Source organism: Streptomyces sp. NBC_00078, from assembly GCF_026343335.1.
In the GTDB taxonomy this organism is placed as follows: Bacteria; Actinomycetota; Actinomycetes; order Streptomycetales; family Streptomycetaceae; genus Streptomyces.
Genome location: NZ_JAPELX010000001.1, coordinates 8030071 through 8047992 on the forward strand (window position 1 = coordinate 8030071; position 17922 = coordinate 8047992).

The 17922-nt window shown below is 70.6% G+C and carries 14 protein-coding genes; 11 read left to right on the forward strand and 3 right to left on the reverse strand.

From position 1 onward, the window contains the following. Positions 1–327 precede the first annotated feature (327 nt). The 5 genes from OOK07_RS37285 (at position 328) to OOK07_RS37305 (ending at position 6737) form a co-directional block, all read left to right on the forward strand. Positions 328–1539, forward strand: coding sequence for a CaiB/BaiF CoA transferase family protein (locus OOK07_RS37285; RefSeq protein WP_266800863.1), 1212 nt, complete (start codon positions 328–330; stop codon positions 1537–1539). Further along, positions 1536–2678: an acyl-CoA dehydrogenase family protein gene (locus OOK07_RS37290; RefSeq protein ID WP_266686589.1), complete on the forward strand. Its 1143-nt coding sequence runs from the start codon at positions 1536–1538 to the stop codon at positions 2676–2678. Before OOK07_RS37285 ends, OOK07_RS37290 begins: the two co-directional genes overlap by 4 nt. Positions 2679–2702: 24 nt before the next feature. Continuing rightward, positions 2703–3917 (forward strand): acetyl-CoA C-acetyltransferase, encoded by a 1215-nt coding sequence (locus tag OOK07_RS37295; protein WP_266800865.1) that lies wholly within the window; start codon positions 2703–2705, stop codon positions 3915–3917. Positions 3918–3967: 50 nt separating this feature from the next. Continuing rightward, positions 3968–6145: a 3-hydroxyacyl-CoA dehydrogenase NAD-binding domain-containing protein gene (locus tag OOK07_RS37300; RefSeq protein ID WP_266686592.1), complete on the forward strand. Its 2178-nt coding sequence runs from the start codon at positions 3968–3970 to the stop codon at positions 6143–6145. 193 nt (positions 6146–6338) lie between these two features. Further along, complete coding sequence (locus OOK07_RS37305) at positions 6339–6737, forward strand: ACT domain-containing protein (protein WP_266800867.1); 399 nt, start codon at positions 6339–6341, stop codon at positions 6735–6737. A 64-nt stretch (positions 6738–6801) separates the two neighbouring features. Here OOK07_RS37305 and OOK07_RS37310 read toward each other — a convergent pair whose 3' ends face one another. Continuing rightward, a complete protein-coding gene (locus tag OOK07_RS37310) occupies positions 6802–7515 on the reverse strand; it encodes a MerR family transcriptional regulator (protein WP_266800869.1) in 714 nt (237 codons plus the stop codon). 235 nt (positions 7516–7750) lie between these two features. Here OOK07_RS37310 and OOK07_RS37315 point away from each other — a divergent pair, with 235 nt between their 5' ends. The 3 genes from OOK07_RS37315 to OOK07_RS37325 are packed head-to-tail and all read left to right on the forward strand — an operon-like array spanning position 7751 to position 10430. Continuing rightward, complete coding sequence (locus OOK07_RS37315) at positions 7751–9217, forward strand: amino acid permease (RefSeq protein WP_266686596.1); 1467 nt, start codon at positions 7751–7753, stop codon at positions 9215–9217. A 38-nt stretch (positions 9218–9255) separates the two neighbouring features. Next, positions 9256–9525, forward strand: coding sequence for a hypothetical protein (locus OOK07_RS37320; protein ID WP_266686597.1), 270 nt, complete (start codon positions 9256–9258; stop codon positions 9523–9525). Next, positions 9522–10430: a PfkB family carbohydrate kinase gene (locus OOK07_RS37325; RefSeq protein WP_266800871.1), complete on the forward strand. Its 909-nt coding sequence runs from the start codon at positions 9522–9524 to the stop codon at positions 10428–10430. Before OOK07_RS37320 ends, OOK07_RS37325 begins: the two co-directional genes overlap by 4 nt. Positions 10431–10456: 26 nt before the next feature. On the opposite strand, the gene OOK07_RS37330 is transcribed toward OOK07_RS37325, so the two are convergent. After that, positions 10457–11944 (reverse strand): M1 family metallopeptidase, encoded by a 1488-nt coding sequence (locus tag OOK07_RS37330; protein WP_266800873.1) that lies wholly within the window; start codon positions 11942–11944, stop codon positions 10457–10459. A 197-nt stretch (positions 11945–12141) separates the two neighbouring features. Here OOK07_RS37330 and OOK07_RS37335 point away from each other — a divergent pair, with 197 nt between their 5' ends. After that, positions 12142–14082 carry a Xaa-Pro dipeptidyl-peptidase gene (locus tag OOK07_RS37335; protein WP_266800875.1) on the forward strand — a complete coding sequence of 647 codons (1941 nt, stop codon included), beginning with the start codon at positions 12142–12144 and terminating at the stop codon, positions 14080–14082. Between the two features lie 13 nt (positions 14083–14095). Here the strand turns inward: OOK07_RS37335 and OOK07_RS37340 are convergent, their stop codons facing one another. After that, the gene (locus OOK07_RS37340) at positions 14096–15058 is read right to left on the reverse strand and encodes an FAD-dependent oxidoreductase (protein WP_266800876.1); all 963 of its coding nucleotides are present in this window, start codon (positions 15056–15058) and stop codon (positions 14096–14098) included. Between the two features lie 66 nt (positions 15059–15124). Between OOK07_RS37340 and OOK07_RS37345 the strand changes: the two genes are divergently transcribed. Both OOK07_RS37345 and OOK07_RS37350 read left to right on the forward strand, forming a co-directional pair. Continuing rightward, entirely contained in the window at positions 15125–16156 is a 1032-nt protein-coding gene (locus OOK07_RS37345) for an oxidoreductase (protein WP_266800878.1), read from the forward strand. Between the two features lie 47 nt (positions 16157–16203). Then, positions 16204–17844 (forward strand): ABC-F family ATP-binding cassette domain-containing protein, encoded by a 1641-nt coding sequence (locus tag OOK07_RS37350; RefSeq protein ID WP_266800879.1) that lies wholly within the window; start codon positions 16204–16206, stop codon positions 17842–17844. Positions 17845–17922: the final 78 nt, after the last annotated feature.

A 17922-nucleotide genomic window follows, 5' to 3' on the forward strand; every position in this document is an offset into this window, starting at 1 on the left:
CCGAAAATGCCCTGAAGAAGCGGGCGAAAGTACGCGAGTTTGCCCTTGGCCTGCCGGGCGCCGCCGAGCCGAGCGGCGGAGCCGGGGTGAGCGCGTCGCGGAGCTGCCGCGCGACCGGGTCCCAGGAGGGCTACCGGGTGATCGTGCCGAAGCGGCTGATACGGAGCTCGACGCGCGCTGAGCGCAGGGTGCGGGTCTTGCGGCAAGCCCGGCCGCCTGGCTTCCTGTAATTGGCTAAGCGCTTGCTCGCTCAGGGCTTGTGCTGAATGGAACGTGTTCTTAGCATCACTGGTGTTACATCAGTTGTGTCACATTGCTGGGGGCTGGATGACAACGGCAGAGACGCCGCCCGGGCAGGGTCCGCTCACCGGCGTGCGCGTGGTCGAGCTGGCCGGCATCGGGCCCGGCCCGTTCGCCGCCATGCTCCTCGCCGACCTGGGCGCCGACGTGGTGCGCGTGGACCGCCCCGGCGGTGCCGGCCTCGCGATCAACCCGGCGTACGACGTCACCAACCGCAACAAGCGCTCGGTGATCGTCGACCTGAAGTCCCCGGACGGCCCCGCACGCGTCCTCGACCTCGCCGAACGCGCCGACATCCTCATCGAGGGCTACCGTCCCGGAGTGGCCGAGCGCCTCGGCGTCGGCCCCGGGGCCTGCCACGCCCGCAACCCCCGGCTGGTCTACGGCCGGATGACGGGCTGGGGTCAACAGGGTCCGCTGGCCGACCGCGCCGGCCACGACATCGCGTACATCGCACTCACTGGCACCCTCGGCATGATCGGCGCCCCGGACGCCCCTCCGGCCGTCCCCGCCAACCTCCTCGGCGACTACGCGGGCGGCTCCCTCTACCTGGCCGTCGGGGTCCTCGCCGCCCTTCACCACGCGCGCGCCGGCGGCACCGGGCAGGTCGTCGACGCCGCCATCGTCGACGGCACCTCCCACCTCTCCGCCATGATCCACGGCATGCTCGCCGCCGGCGGCTGGCACGACCGGCGCGGCGCCAACCTCCTGGACGGCGGCTGCCCGTACTACGGCACGTACGAGACGGCCGACGGCAGGCACATGGCGGTCGGCGCGCTGGAACCGCAGTTCTACGAGGAGTTCGTGACCCTTCTCGGCCTCCCGGAGCACACCGGCGCCCGCAAGGACTGGGCCCGCTGGGGCGAGCTGCGCGAGGCGGTCGCCGCCCGCTTCAAGTCCCGCACCCGCGACGAGTGGACGGCCCTGTTCGAGGGCTCCGACGCGTGCGTGGCGCCCGTACTGTCGCTGCGCGAGGCCCCCGGCCACCCGCACCTCGCCGCCCGCGGCACCTTCACCGAACACGGCGGCATCACCCAGCCGGCGCCCGCGCCCCGGTTCTCCGCGACCCCCACGGCCGTACGAACCGGCCCGGCCAGGCCCGGCGCGGACACCGCCGACGTGGCGCGCGACTGGGACGTACCCGACCTCATGAAGGACCGGGAGCCCGTGAAGGACCCGGAACTCACGAACGACCGGGAACTCACGAACGACCGCGAATTCACGAAAGGCCCCGAATGAAGCGGCAGATCTTCGCCCCCGAGCACGACGCGTTCCGCGCGACCGTGCGTGCCTTCCTGGCCAGAGAGGTGCTGCCGTACTACGAGCAGTGGGAGAAGGACGGCATCGTCTCCCGGGACGCGTGGCGGGCGGCGGGCAAGCAGGGCCTGCTCGGACTCGCCGTGCCCGAGGAGTTCGGGGGCGGCGGCACCACCGACTTCCGCTACAGCGCCGTACTGGCCGAGGAGTTCACGCGCGCGGGCGCCCCCGGGCTCGCCCTGGGACTGCACAACGACATCATCGGCCCGTATCTCACCGGTCTTGCCACCGAGGAGCAGAAGCGGCGCTGGCTGCCCGGCTTCTGCGACGGCTCGCTGATCACCGCCATCGCCATGACCGAGCCCGGCGCCGGCTCCGACCTGCAGGGCATCCGGACCCACGCCGAGGACAGGGGCGACCACTGGCTGCTCAACGGCGCCAAGACGTTCATCTCCAACGGCATCCTCGCCGACCTGGTGATCGTGGTCGCGAGGACGACCCCCGAGGGCGGTGCCCGCGGACTGTCGCTGCTGGTCGTCGAGCGCGGCACGGACGGCTTCGAGCGCGGCCGCAACCTCGACAAGATCGGCCAGAAGGCCCAGGACACGGCCGAGTTGTTCTTCAACGACGTACGCCTGCCGAAGGAGAACCTCCTCGGCACGATCGACGGCGCCTTCGGCCACCTGATGACGAACCTCGCGCAGGAGCGCCTGAGCATCGCCGTCTCGGCGATCGCCGCCGCCGAGCACCTGCTGGAGATCACCACCGAGTACGTCAAGGAGCGCGAGGCCTTCGGCCGGCCGCTCGCGACCAAGCAGCACATCCGGTTCGAGATAGCCGAGATGGCCACCGAGTGCGCCGTCACCCGCACCTTCCTCGACCGCTGCATCGAGGAGCACGCGGACGGCACGCTCGACGCCGTGCACGCCTCCATGGCCAAGTGGTGGGCGACCGAGCTGCAGAAGCGGGTCGCCGACCGCTGCCTCCAACTGCACGGCGGCTACGGCTACATGACCGAGTACCCCGTGGCCCGTGCCTTCACCGACGGCCGCATTCAGACCATCTACGGCGGGACCACCGAGATCATGAAGGAGATCATCGGCCGTTCCCTGCTGGGCTGACCCTCACTTCCGAAAGGCTTACCAGTGAGCACCGAAGCGTTTGTGTACGACGCGATCCGCACCCCGCGCGGCCGCGGCAAGGCGAACGGCTCCTTGCACGGCACCAAGCCCATCGACCTGGTCGTCGGACTCATCCACGAGATCCGCGACCGCTTTCCCGGCCTCGACCCGGCCGCGATCGACGACATCGTGCTCGGAGTCGTCGGACCGGTCGGCGACCAGGGCTCCGACATCGCCCGGATCGCCGCCGTGGCCGCGGGGCTGCCGGACACGGTGGCCGGCGTACAGGAGAACCGCTTCTGTGCGTCGGGCCTGGAGGCCGTCAACATGGCTGCCGCCAAGGTCCGTTCGGGCTGGGAGGACCTGGTCCTCGCGGGCGGCGTCGAGTCCATGTCCCGGGTGCCGATGGCCTCCGACGGCGGCGCCTGGTTCAACGACCCGATGACCAACCTGGCCGTCAACTTCGTGCCGCAGGGCATCGGCGCCGACCTGATCGCCACCATCGAGGGCTTCACTCGCCAGGACGTCGACGAGTACGCGGCCCTCTCGCAGGAGCGGGCGGCGACGGCCTGGAAGGAAGGCCGCTTCGACCGTTCGGTCGTGCCGGTCAAGGACCGCGCCGGACTCGTCGTCCTCGACCACGACGAACACCTGCGCCCCGGCACCACCGCCGACTCCCTCGCCAAACTGAAGGCGTCCTTCGCCGACATCGGCGACCTGGGCGGCTTCGACGCGGTGGCCCTGCAGAAGTACCACTGGGTCGAGAAGATCGACCACGTCCACCACGCGGGCAACTCCTCCGGCATCGTGGACGGCGCCTCCCTGGTCGCGATCGGCTCCCAGGAGGTCGGCGAGCGGTACGGCCTCACCCCGCGCGCGCGGATCGTGTCCGCGGCGGTCTCCGGCTCCGAGCCCACGATCATGCTCACCGGCCCCGCCCCCGCGACCCGCAAGGCACTCGCCAAGGCCGGGCTGACCATCGACGACATCGACCTCGTCGAGATCAACGAGGCCTTCGCGGCGGTCGTCCTGCGCTTCGTGAGGGACATGGGCCTGTCCCTGGACAAGGTCAACGTCAACGGCGGCGCCATCGCCCTCGGGCACCCGCTCGGCGCCACCGGAGCCATGATCCTCGGCACGCTCGTCGACGAACTGGAGCGCCAGGACAAGCGGTACGGCCTCGCCACGCTGTGCGTGGGCGGCGGCATGGGCATCGCGACCATCGTCGAGCGCATCTGAACCCCCGGCGGAACCAAGAGACTTCAGAGACTTCTACGGAGACCCCCGTCATGACTCAGAGCACCACCATCCGCTGGGAACAGGACCGCACCGGCGTCGTCACCCTCGTCCTCGACGACCCGAACCAGTCCGCGAACACCATGAACCAGGCGTTCCGTGACTCCCTCGCCGTGATCACCGACCGCCTGGAGGCCGAGAAGGACTCCATCCGCGGCATCATCGTCACCTCCGCCAAGAAGACGTTCTTCGCCGGCGGCGACCTGCGCGACCTCATCCGGGTCACCCCGGAGACCGCGCAGGAGCTGTTCGACGGCGGCATGGCGATCAAGCGCAACCTGCGCCGCATCGAGACGCTCGGCAAGCCCGTGGTCGCGGCGATCAACGGCGCCGCCCTGGGCGGCGGTTACGAGATCGCCCTCGCCTGCCACCACCGGGTCGCCCTCGATGCGCCCGGCTCGAAGATCGGCTGCCCCGAGGTCACACTGGGCCTGCTCCCCGGAGGCGGCGGCGTCGCCCGAACGGTACGCCTGCTGGGCATCGCGGACGCACTGCTGAAGGTGCTGCTCCAGGGCACCCAGTACAACCCGCAGCGCGCCCTGGAGAACGGCCTGATCGATGAAGTCGTGGCCACCGGCGACGAGTTGCTCGCCCGGGCCCGCGCCTTCATCGACGCCCATCCCGAGTCGCAGCAGCCCTGGGACAAGCCCGGCTACCGCATCCCGGGCGGCACCCCCGCCAACCCCAGGTTCGCGGCCAACCTGCCCGCCTTCCCGGCCGGCCTGCGCAAGCAGACGAACGGCGCCCCCTACCCGGCGCCGCGCAGCATCCTGGCCGCGGCCGTCGAGGGATCCCAGGTCGACTTCGATACCGCGCAGGTCATCGAGGCGCGCTACTTCGTGGAGCTGGCCGCCGGCCAGACCTCGAAGAACATGATCCAGGCGTTCTTCTTCGACCTCCAGGCCGTCAACTCGGGCGCGAACCGGCCGCGGGGCGTCGAGCCCCGCCAGGTCCGCAAGGTCGTGGTCCTCGGCGCCGGGATGATGGGCGCGGGCATCGCGTACTCGTGCGCCCGCGCGGGCATCGACGTCGTCCTGAAGGACGTGTCCCTGGAAGCGGCCGTCAAGGGCAGGGGCCACTCCGAGAAGCTCTGCGCCAAGGCGGTCTCCCGCGGGCGTACGACCCAGGAGAAGGCGGACGCGCTGCTCGCCAGGATCACACCGACCGCGGACCCGCAGGACGCGGCCGGCTGTGACGCGGTCATCGAGGCCGTCTTCGAGAACCCCGAGCTCAAGCACAAGGTGTTCCAGGAGATCGAGCACATCGTCGAACCGGACGCGCTGCTGTGCTCCAACACCTCGACGCTGCCGATCACCGTGCTGGCCGAAGGCGTGGAGCGCCAGGCCGACTTCGTCGGACTGCACTTCTTCTCCCCCGTCGACAAGATGCCGCTCGTCGAGATCATCAAGGGCGAGCGCACCGGAGACGAGGCGCTGGCCCGCGCCTTCGACCTGGTCCGCCAGATCAAGAAGACACCGATCGTCGTCAACGACTCGCGCGGCTTCTTCACCTCCCGCGTCATCGGCCACTTCATCAACGAGGGTGTCGCGATGGTCGGCGAGGGCATCGAGCCCGCGTCGGTCGAGCAGGCGGCGGCGCAGGCCGGCTACCCCGCCAAGGTCCTGTCCCTCATGGACGAGCTGACGCTGACCCTTCCGCGCAAGATCCGCAACGAGTCGAAGCGGGCCGTGGAGGAGGCCGGCGGCACCTGGCCGGCGCACCCCGCCGAGGCCGTCATCGACCGCATGGTCGACGAGTTCGACCGCCCCGGCCGCAGCGGGGGAGCGGGCTTCTACGACTACGACGAGAACGGCAAGCGGGCGGGTCTGTGGCCGGGCCTGCGCGAGCAATTCACCAAGCCGGGTCACGAGATCCCCTTCGAGGACATGCAGGAACGCATGCTCTTCTCCGAGGCCCTCGACGCGGTCAAGCTCATCGAGGAGGGCGTCCTCACGTCGGTCGCCGACGCCAACATCGGCTCCATCTTCGGCATCGGCTTCCCCGGCTGGACCGGCGGCATCCTTCAGTACATCAACGGCTACGAGGGTGGCCTGCCCGGCTTCGTGGCCCGCGCCCGCGAGCTGTCCGAGCGCTACGGTGACCGCTTCGACCCGCCCGCGCTGCTGGTGGAGAAGGCGGCGAAGGGGGAGACGTTCGCAGACGCACGCTAGGCGCTGAACCTGACTTCCGGGCCCCCGCCGCGGCCCTCATGGGGCCTTGTCCTCCAACGCCGGACGGGCTGGAGGCGGCTGAGCTGAGTTCAGCCCCTCCGGCCTTCGAGGAGCGGGGGCCCGGGGGCCGGCCCCCGGGGACGCTTCCGCACCGTCCGGGCGCATCCCACGACCACGACGTAGCGTGGTGCGCATGGCCGGAGAAACCGATCTGAGCAAGCTGCTGAGCGGCATGAGGCCGGAGCTGGATCCGGGCCGCTACGTGTTCACCACCGTCGAGGGAGACATCCCCGCGGGCGTCGCACCCGTCGTCACGGTCGCCGAGCCGGAGGGCCTGACACTCGTGGTGCGGCAGGAGGAAGCGGACGTGGCCGGGCTCGCCTACGACTACGTGGCCGGGTGGATCACCCTGCGGGTCGTCTCCGCGCTCGAAGCGGTGGGCCTGACAGCGGCGTTCGCACGGGAACTCGCCGACGCCGGCCTGAGCTGCAATGTCGTCGCCGGGTACCACCACGACCACATCTTCGTGCCCCACGAGCAGGCCGAGCAGGCGGTGGCGGCGCTGAACGGCCTGGCCCACCGGTCGGGTTGAGGGACGACCGCGGGACGCCCCTGGTCGACGTACGGCTACGAGAGTGATCGCACGCGGCGACCTGTCAGGCGGGCCGGCCGTCGTCCGGGGCGGCGAGCCACTGGTGCACCTCTTCCTTGAGCGACCGCTGGAAGGTCGTCACAAGGGCCTGCACCACGATGGGCTCCATGTGCGCGGAGAGGGACTTCACGTCCTCCTCCGCACGCTCGGACACCTCGCCCCTGAACAACTGCGACAGCTCGTGCGCGGCGGCCCGCGAGTGCTCGATGAGCACCTTGCGCGCCGCGAGGATCGCCGCCTGCGACAGCGGTACGTCGAGGAGCTGAACGGCGAGCCGGAGCAGGCCCGAGTCCACGTGGTAGGAGCCGCCGTCCGGGCGGACCACGTTCATGGCGGCGAGCCGCTCCAGGTCGTCCTCGGCCAGCGGCCGTCCCGCCCGGCGCTGCAGTTCCTCCGCCGTCACCTTCTCCACGCTGTCCGGCGCCCAGGACGCCACCACGGCCCGGTGGACGGCGAGGTCGCCCTCGCTGAGGTCAGGGGGCAGCTGCTCCAAGTAGCGCTCGATCGCGGCCAGCGTCATGCCCTGGTGCTGCAGTTCCTCGATCAGCGCCAGCCGGGCCAGGTGCTGCCTGCCGTAGTGGCCCACCCGCCGCGGACCGATCACCGGCGGCGGGAGCAGGCCCTTGGTGCCGTAGAACCGGACCGTGCGGACCGTGATGCCGGCCCGCGCGGCCAGTTCGTCGATCGTGAGGGCCGGCTCCCCGGTGTCGGTCGTCATGTGCAGCAGTATCGCTGTCTCACCAACACTGTGAAACCTGTCGGGCCGCGACGGCCCTCACGGGGCGGACGGGACCGCTGTGAGAAGCACCGCTGTGTGACGTGAGCCACCGCATGCCGGGAGAGCCCTCTGGGAAGGTGGCCCTTGGTCCGTGCCGCGAGCAAGGTGGCACGGACCTTGGCACGTACGGACATCGGGCACACCCCGCCCGGGAGCACCAGAGAGTGGTACCACCGTGAGCAAGGACGCCGTACGCACGGCACTGGCCGCCGCCCACCCCGAGGCGACCGTGACGCCCGCCGACGCGGGTGACGCCGGATACAGCAAGGACCTCAAGGCCCGCCACGTCAACATGATCGCCATCGGTGGCGCGATCGGCACCGGACTCTTCCTCGGCGCCGGAGGACGCCTCCACAGCGCGGGCCCGGCGCTCGCGCTCGCGTACCTGGTGTGCGGGATCTTCGCCTTCTTCGTGGTCCGCGCCCTCGGTGAGCTGGTCCTGTACCGCCCGTCCTCGGGGTCCTTCGTGTCGTACGCGCGCGAGTTCCTCGGCGAGAAGGGCGCGTACGTCGCCGGCTGGATGTACTTCCTGAACTGGTCGACGACCGGCATCGCCGACATCACCGCGATCGCGCTCTACACGCACTACTGGAGCATGTTCACCGACATCCCCCAGTGGACGCTGGCCCTCGTCGCCCTCGCCGTGGTGCTGGCCGTGAACCTCATCTCGGTGAAGATCTTCGGTGAGATGGAGTTCTGGTTCGCGATCATCAAGGTCGCCACGCTCGTCGGCTTCATGCTGATCGGCATCTTCCTGCTGGCCACCCAGCACGAGGTGGGCGGCCGCACGCCGGGCCTGAGCGCGATCAGTGACCACGGCGGCGTCCTCCCGCACGGCGTGATGCCGGTCGTCCTCGTCATGCAGGGCGTGATCTTCGCGTACGCCGCACTGGAGCTGGTCGGCGTCGCCGCGGGCGAGACCGCCGAGCCGGAGAAGGTCGTCCCGCGCGCGGTGAACTCGATCATGTGGCGGGTCGGACTCTTCTACGTGGGTTCGGTGGTCCTCCTCGCCCTTCTCCTCCCCGGCTCCGTGTACTCGGCAGACCAGAGTCCCTTCGTCACGGTGCTGTCGAAGATCGGGGTACCGGCGGCGGGTGACGTGATGAACCTGGTCGTCCTCACGGCCGCGATGTCCTCCCTCAACTCCGGCCTCTACTCCACGGGCCGCATCCTCCGCTCGATGGCGATGGCGGGCTCGGCCCCGAAGTTCACGGCGCGCATGAACCGCAGCCAGGTCCCCTACGGCGGCATCCTGCTCACCTGCGCGGTGTGCGTGCTCGGCGTCGGCCTCAACTACCTCATGCCGAGCCAGGCCTTCGAGATCGTGCTGAACGTCGCCTCCCTCGGCATCGTCAGCACCTGGGTGATCATCATGATCTGCCACCTTGTCTTCGTCCGGCGCGCGAAGGCGGGCCTGCTGACCCGCCCGTCCTTCCGCCTCCCCGGCAGCCCGGTCACCGAACTCACCACCATCGCCTTCCTCGTCGCCGTCCTGGCCCTGATGTGGAACGACCCCGAGGTCGGCCGCAAGACCCTCCTCCTCATCCCTGTGATCGCCGTGATGCTGGTGGGCGGCTGGTTCGCGGTCCGGGGCCGGGTCGCGAAGGCGGAGGACCGGGAGCTGGCCGAGCTCACGGAGTAACCGGGACCACTGTCAGTGGCGACCTCTACCCTGGCGTCATGTCGGAGATCACTTGTGTCCGGGGTGACGCCACCGTTCCGTCGGTGACCCACACCTACGGCGCGGGCTTCACGAAGAGCCGCACACAGAAGACGGCCGAACCACTCGACGGCTGCGCGCACCTGCCCGGGATACGGCGCGCACCGGCCGGGGGCAACTGGTCCCGCGTCGATCCGCTGATCACCGAGCGGCCCGTGCGGCGGAGGATCTCCGGCACGGTCCACGACCATGGGGCGTCGGCCTGCAGCCAAGGGGAGGGCGGGAGTTGAGCCGGGACATCGACGTGCTCGTGCTGGGCGGCGCGGGCGTGGACACCATCGTGTACGTGCCGGAGCTTCCGCTGCCGTACGCCGACAGCTACATGATCGAGAGCGGGATTCGTACGCGCGCCGGACAGACCGGTGACTTCGTCGCGCTGGGTCTGGCCGCCCTGGGCCTGCGCACGCACCACCTCGACATGCTCGGCGACGACCCGGAGGGCGACCTGGTGCGCGCCCTGCACCATGACCACGGCATCGCGCTCACCGCCGTCTCCCAGCCCGCCGGCACCAAGCGCGCGGTGAACCTCGTCAGCCCCGACGGCAGACGGCTGTCCCTCTACGATTCGAGCCGCGCCCGGGACCAGGACCGGTTCCCGGAGCCCCTGCTGCGCGAGCTGGCGGGCACCTGCCGCCACGCCCACGTCTCCATCACCCAGCCCTGTGCCCACGCCCTGCCCGTGCTGCGCGAGGCCGGGATCACCCTCTCGACCGACCTGCACAACTGGGACGGCGAGAACCCCTACCACGAGCCGTTCGCGTTCGCGGCGGACATCGTCTTCCTGTCCACGGCCGCCCTCACCAACCCCGAGCGCACCATGCGCCGTATCGCCCTCCGCGGCCGGGCCGAGGTGGTCGTGGCCACGGCCGGAGCGAAGGGCGCCTACCTCCTGGCCGACGACGAGCTGACCCACGTACCGCCCGCCACACCGCCCGCACCGGTGGTGGACTCCAACGGTGCGGGCGACGCCTTCGCCGCCGCGTTCCTCTACGGCTGGCTGAACCGTGCGGCACCACAACACTGCGCCCGGTACGGCGCGACCGCCGGCGCCCAGGCCTGCACGGTGCCGTCCACGCGGACGCAGCCCATACGCCGAGAGGAACTCCTGGCAAGGTCGGCCGGGTCGCCCCTTTAACAGCACGGGGCGGACCCGGCAGATCCTCAGTGCACGCTGTTCGTCGCAGCGATCTTCTTCCAGGACTTCGGCTGCACCGGAGCCTTGGACTGCCTCGCGAGGGACACCGCGTGCGCCGCGGGCGCGCTCGGCTTGGACGGCTGGAACAGCCACGCATCGAACAAGGAGCCCAGCGACTTCCCGGACACCCGCTCGGCGTACGCCCTGAAGTCGGCGACCGACGCGTTGCCGTACGCGTGCTCCTGGGGCCACCCCTTCAGAATGGCGAAGAACGCGTCGTCACCCACGGCGTTGCGCAGCGCCTGGACGGCCAGCGCCCCCCGGTCGTAGACGGCGATGTCGAACTGGTTGTCCGGACCCGGGTCACCCGGCTCGACCTTCCAGAAGGCGTCGTCGGCCGGATGCGAGGCGTACACGTAGTCGGCGAGTTCCTGCGTCGTGCCCTCGCCCTCGTGCTCGGACCACAGCCACTGGGCGTACCGCGCGAAGCCCTCGTTGATCCAGATGTCCTTCCAGCCCTTCAGCGACACGCTGTCGCCGTACCACTGGTGCGCCAACTCGTGTACGACGACAGAGGCGTTGGCGCCGTTCGCGAACTGCTTCGGGCTGTAGTACACGCGGGTCTGGGTCTCCAGCGCGTACCCGGTGGTGGTGTTCGGGACATACCCGCCGGCGGAGCTGAAGGGATACGGCCCGAAGTAGCCGCTCAGCCAGTCGACGAGCTCACCGGTGCGCTCGACGCTCGCCCGCGCGGCCCCGTCGTTGTCGCCGAGGTCCTTGCTGTAGGCGTTCACGACCGGCACCCCGCCCTCCGAGGTGCTCGTCGTGATGTCGAACCTGCCGATCGCCAGCGTGGTGAGATATGTCGCCTGCGGCTTGTTCTCACGCCAGTTGTAGCGGGTCCAGCCGAGCTGTGAACTCGTCGACTGCAGTGTGCCGTTGGAGATGACCTGGGTGCCGTTCGGCACCGCCACCGACACGTCGTACGTCGCCTTGTCCAGCGGGTGGTCGTTGCTCGGGTACCACCACCAGGCCGCCTCGGGCTCGTCGGCCGCGATCGCCCCGTCCGGGGTGCGGTGCCAGGTGTTGAAGCCGTACGCGCTCTTGGTGGAGGGCACCCCGCTGTAGCGCACCACGACGGTGATCGGGGTGCCCTCGGCCAGGGACGTCTTCGGCGTGATCACCAGTTCGTGCTGGCCCGAGGTGGTGAAGGAGGCCTTGGCGCCGTTGACCCGCACTTCGCTGACGTCCAGCAGGAAATCCAGGTCGAAGCTCGACAGGTCCTGCGTGGTCTTCGCCAGGATCGTCGCCGTACCCTCCAGCCGGTCGGTCGAAGGCTGGTACTTCAGGCGCAGGTCGTAGTGGGAGACGTCGTATCCGCCGTTGCCGTAGGCCGGGTAGTAGGGGTCGCCGATGCCCGGGGCGCCGGGGGAGTGGCTCGCGGCCGACGCCGGGATCGCCAGCATCAAGGACGCGGCAGCGAGTGCGCCCGGCGCGATGATTCTGCGGTGCACGAAAGCTCCAAGTCGTAGGGGCACGAAGTCTGTCGGAAGCCTATTCAGTCCCTGTGGCCCCGGGCATGTCCATGGCACCGCCTGTCACACGATCGCCATTCGGCCGTCACGAGGAGCCGTCCACGACACCTCACCCGCCCCACCGGCGTCCGATTCCCCTCTTCTGCACAGGAGTTGGCCCATGTACCGTCCCGCGCATGCGCTTCACGACCTGGAGATCGCCCGCGGCGGCGGCCGTCGTCGCCCTCATGGCAGCCTTCCTCACCCCGGCGGCGGCCCACGGCGCCCCGCAGAAACCGCGGGAGAGCCAACCCGTCTACTCGTACGCGAACGCCGTCCGGGAGGCCGTATGGGTGGACACCGGACTCGACGGGGACGGTGACGGGAAGACCGACCGCGTCGCCGTCGACATCGTCCGCCCCCGCGAACCCGCCCAGCAGGGCCGCAGGATACCCGTCATCATGGACGCCAGCCCGTACTACTCCTGCTGCGGACGCGGCAACGAGAGCCAGCTGAAGACGTACGACGCGAAGGGCGACGTCGTCCAGATGCCGCTCTTCTACGACAACTACTTCGTGCCCCGCGGCTACGCCTTCGTCGGTGTCGACCTCGCCGGCACCAACCGCTCCGACGGCTGCGTCGACGTCGGCGGCCGCTCCGACATCCGGTCCGCGAAGGCCGTCGTCGACTGGCTGAACGGCAGGGCCAGGGCCTACACGACACGCACCGGAACCAGGACCGCCAAAGCGACCTGGGCCAACGGGAAGACCGGCATGATCGGCAAGAGCTGGGACGGCACGATCGCCAACGGCGTCGCCGCGACCGGTGTGAAGGGCCTGAAGACCGTCGTCCCGATCAGCGCCATCTCCTCCTGGTACGACTACTACTTCGCCAAGGGCGCCCCGCTCTACGACTCCGGCCCCGACGGGCTCTCGGACTACGTCGACAGCCCCGACGCGCAGGCCAAGTGCGCCGCCGTGCAGCAGAAGCTCGTCGACGGTGCCCCGCGCACCGGCGACTGGACGCCGTTGTGGACCGAGCGCGACTACGTCAGGAACGCCGGCAAGGTGCGGGCGAGCGTCTTCCTCACCCAGGGCATGCAGGACCTCAACGTCCGCACCAAGCACTTCGGCCAGTGGTGGGACGCCCTCGCCAAGAACGGCGTCCACCGCAAGATCTGGCTCTCCCAGACCGGCCACGTCGACCCCTTCGACTTCCGCCGCGGCGCCTGGGTCGACACCCTGCACCGCTGGTTCGACCACGAACTCCTCGGCTACGACAACGGCATCGACCGCGAGCCCATGGCCGACATCGAGCGCCACCCCGAGCAGTGGGTCACCTCGAAGGTCTGGCCGCCGAGCGGCACGCACACCACCACCCTGCGCCCTGACCGGGGCACCCGGGCGGGCGTCGGCACCCTCGGCCTCACCCGGGGCGACGGCACTGAGACCGTCACCGACAACCCGCAGCTGAGCGAGACCGACTGGGCCGCGAAGATCGGCACCTCGACCCCCGACAAGGCCGGCTTCGTGACCCGGCCCCTCACCCACGACGTGCGCCTGTCCGGCTCCTCCACGGTCACCGTCACCGCGACACCGACCACCCCGACAGCCCACCTGTCCGCCGTTCTGGTCGACCTCGGTCCCGACACGATCCGCGACTACGCCGACGGCGGCGAGGGCATCACCACGCTCAGCGACCGCACCTGCTGGGGTGCGAGCACGGCAGGTGACAGCGCCTGCTTCAAGACCACCCAGGCAAAGAAGACGGCCGTCGACTACACGGTGTTCAGCCGCGGCTGGGCCGACCTCGGCAACTACGCCTCCGACCGCAAGGGCTTCCCGCTCACCCCGGGCAAGGCGTACACCATCACCCTGGACCTCGCGGCCACCGACCACGTCGTCCCCGCCGGGCACCGCCTCGCCCTGATCGTCGCGGGCACCGACAAGGACCTCATCGACCCGCCGGCCGACAAGCCGACGCTCACGCTCGACCTGTCCCACACCTCGGCGCGCGTCCCGCTGGTCGGAGGCGCGCCGGCCTTCCTCCGCGCGTCGTCCGGTACTGCCTCCGCCGCTCCCGAGGCGAGGACGCTCGACGGCGTGACGGCACCGCGAACGGCCCAGCGAGTGCCGTAGGGGACCCCTCGGCTCAACCGGAGGCGGCCGGACCGACCAGCCCGGCCGCCTCCTCCGCGCACCCCCACGCCACCGTCACACCCGCCCCGCCATGCCCGTAGTTGTGCACCAACACCCGCCCGTCCGGCAGGACTTCACGCTCCAGCCGCACCGCGTGCCGCGCCGGCCGCAGCCCCACCCGGTGCTCCAGTACCCGCGCCCCCGCGATCTCCGGCCGCAGCGCCGCACACCGCCGTACGATCGCCTCGGCCACCGCCGGATCCGGTGTCGTCGACCACGCGTCCTCGTCGGCGGTGCCGCCCAGCAGGAGCCGCCCGGGCTGCGGGAAGAAGTACGCCATCTCCCCGTCCGCTCCGGTGGTGACGAGCCAGGTGCGGATCCCCGGGTTCTCGACGACGACCAACTGCCCGCGTACCGGACGTACACAGGCGTCCGGCACCAGCTCCCGAGCCCCCAGCCCCGTGCAGTTGACCACCACCGGCCCCTCGACCTCCGTGAAGTCGGACACCGCCCGCTCCTCGACCACGCCGCCCGCCGTCAGCAGCCTCTCCCGCAGCCACGGCAGATGGGTCGACATGTCGATGAGCGGGAGCCGTGCCCACAGCCCTGACCCGGCGTACTCCTCGGGCGTGGAGGCCCGCAGCCCCGGGAGCCGGGCGACCGCCCACTTCACACCGTCGTCCAGGTCGGTTTCACCCAGTACGCCCTCGGCCATGCGTACGCCGGTGGTCTCGGGCCGCGCCGCCAACTCCTCGTAGAGAGCGAGGGATCGCAGCGCCCACGCGCGCGCCGCCCGGACCGGCTCGATCCGGTACGGCCACCACAGTGCCCCCGCAACGGCCGAGGTAGTCCGCTCGACGGGATCCCGCGTCCACACCCGCACCCGTACGCCGCGCTCGGCGAGAACGACGGCCGTCGTCAGCCCGACGACCCCGCCGCCGACCACGACGACATCGTTGTTCCGTGCGTTCTCCACGCAGGGACGTTAGCGGAATATGTCATGCCGTGCTCAGAGTGCTCCCACTCTGGGGATACTCACAGCATGTCTGCCGAGTACGCGACCTTCGGCCTGGCACCGGCGATGCGTGCCGGTGGAGTTCTCACCAACGGTGACTACCAGGTTCACCGGGACTTCGTGGACTTCATCGTCGAAGGACGCCCGCTGCTGTTCCAGCTCTCCGACCTCGACGCCGTCTCCCCACTCGCCTCCGACGTCCCACCCGCGATCTTCACCGAACAGGTCCGCGGCCTCCTCCTGGAGACGGATCCACCGCTTCCGGACGGCCGTTACATCATCTACGGCTGCCCCGAGTGCGCGGACCTGGCCTGCGGCGCGGTCACCGCGGTCATCGAGAGGGATGGCCAGGAAGGGGAGGACTACATCTGGCGGGACTTCGCCTGGCAGACCGCCGAACACGCCGACCCGGAACTCAACGGCTACCACGGGATAGGGCCCTTCCGTTTCCGGGGCGCCGAGTACCGCGAGGCGCTGTCGGCCCTGCTCGACGGCCCTTCCCGGGGCACGCGCCGCCGGGTCCTGCTGATCGGCGCCCGGGTCGCCCTGCTCGCCAAGCTCGCCGCCGCCCTGCGCACCATCGGCATCGGCGCCGACATCGCCCACGACGTGAACGGCGTCCACGCCGACGAACTGCGCGGCTACGGCGCGGTCGCCTTCGGCCGTGCGGTCACCCAGGAGGAACGTGCCGCCGTACGCCGCTCCTTCGAGCAGGCCGGCGTCGAGGTGGCGTACGTCGAAGGCCTCGCCCCGATCGTCCCCCTACTCGTGGCCCAGATCGAACACGCCGTGGACCGCAGCCCGGTGGAGCTGCGCCGACTGACCCGGCTGGTGGCGGCCGACGGCGAGGCGGGCGTCGAGGTCACCTCGCCCTGCCGGGTCCGCCTGACCGCGTACCGGCTGGACCGCCTCTACCGCAGCCATGCCCACGAGGTCTTCGACGGCGTCCTCGAACCGGGCCGCCATCGCATCGCCCTGGACGCCAGGGCGGTGAAGGGAGAGGCCTTCGTGGTGGCGCGGACGGCGGGGAGTGTGCTGGTGGAGGCCATGGCACGCTGAAACGCCGAGGCGGAGAGCGTGCGGCGGCCGTTAGGATCGACGTCCTGATGACTGCCACCCTCGTCGCCAAGAACCTCGCCGCCGGACACGGCGACCGCTCTCTCTTCGCCGGGCTCGACCTCGTCGTCGCGCCCGGCGACGTGATCGGGCTGGTCGGTGCCAACGGCGCGGGCAAGTCCACGCTGCTCAGGATGCTCGCGGGACTGCTCGCGCCCGAGCAGGGGGAGCTCAGGCTCTCCCCGCCGACGGCGTCCGTAGGCCACCTCCCGCAGGAGCCGGACCGCCGCCCCGGCGAGAGCGTCCGTGAGTTCCTGGCCCGCCGCACCGGCGTCGCCGAGGCCCAGCGCGTGATGGACGAGGCCACGCAGGCCCTGGTCGACGGCGCACCCGGCGCCGACGACGCGTACGCGACGAGCCTGGAGCGCTGGCTCGACCTCGGCGGCGCCGACCTGGAGGAGCGGTCGGAGGAGGTCGCGGACTCCCTGGGCCTGGCCGTCGGCCTGGACCAGCCGATGACGTCCCTGTCCGGAGGCCAGGCGGCCCGCGCCGGTCTCGCCTCCCTCCTCCTGTCCCGCTACGACGTCTTCCTCCTCGACGAGCCGACCAACGACCTCGACCTGGACGGCCTGGAGCGCCTCGAACGCTTCGTCTCCGGCCTCCGCGCCGGCACCGTCGTCGTCAGCCACGACCGCGAGTTCCTCACCCGCACGGTGACCAAGGTGCTCGAACTCGACCTGGCCCAGCAGCAGATCACCCTCTACGGCGGCGGATACGAGGCCTACCTGGAGGAGCGGGACGTGGCCCGTCGGCACGCCCGCGATGACTTCGAGGAGTACGCCGACAAGCGCGCCGCCCTCCAGGACCGGGCCCAGATGCAGCGCTCCTGGATGGACAAGGGCGTCAAGAACGCCCGCCGCAAGGCGAACAACGACAACGACAAGATCGGCCGCAAGTTCCGCAGCGAGGCCAGCGAGAAGCAGGCCGCTAAGGCCCGCCAGACCCAGCGCATGATCGAACGGCTCGACGTGGTCGAGGAGCCCCGCAAGGAGTGGGACCTGCGCATGGAGATCGCGTCGGCCCCGCGCTCGGGCGCCGTCGTGGCCACCCTGCGGGACGCGGAGGTACGACGCGGCGACTTCACCTTCGGCCCGGTCTCCCTCCAGATCGACTGGGCGGACCGGGTGGCGGTGACCGGGGCGAACGGCGCAGGCAAGTCGACCCTGCTGGGCGCCCTGCTCGGCCGGGTCCCGCTGGACGCGGGCCACGCCACCCTCGGCTCCGGCGTCCTGGTGGGCGAGGTCGACCAGGCCCGCAAGCTGTTCCACGGCACGGAGGCCCTGCTCGACGCGTTCGGCGACGCGGTGCCCGACACCGAACCGGCCGAAGTGCGCACCCTGCTGGCCAAGTTCGGCCTCAAGGCGGACCACGTCCTGCGCCCGGCGGCGACCCTGTCCCCGGGCGAACGCACCAGGGCCGCCCTGGCCCTGCTCCAGGGGCGGGGCGTCAACCTCCTCGTCCTCGACGAACCGACCAACCACCTCGACCTGCCGGCCATCGAGCAGTTGGAGTCCGCCCTCGACGCCTACGAGGGCACGCTCCTCCTGGTCACCCACGACCGGCGCATGCTGGACGCGGTGCATGTGACCCGCCGCCTGGAAGTCTCGGCAGGAAAAGTGACGGAGCGTTAGTCTCACTCCGGGCGCCCGACTCACCCCTCTCACCCCTCCGCTCGTCGATCTTGGTGCGGCAGGCAGTCGCAGCCGATC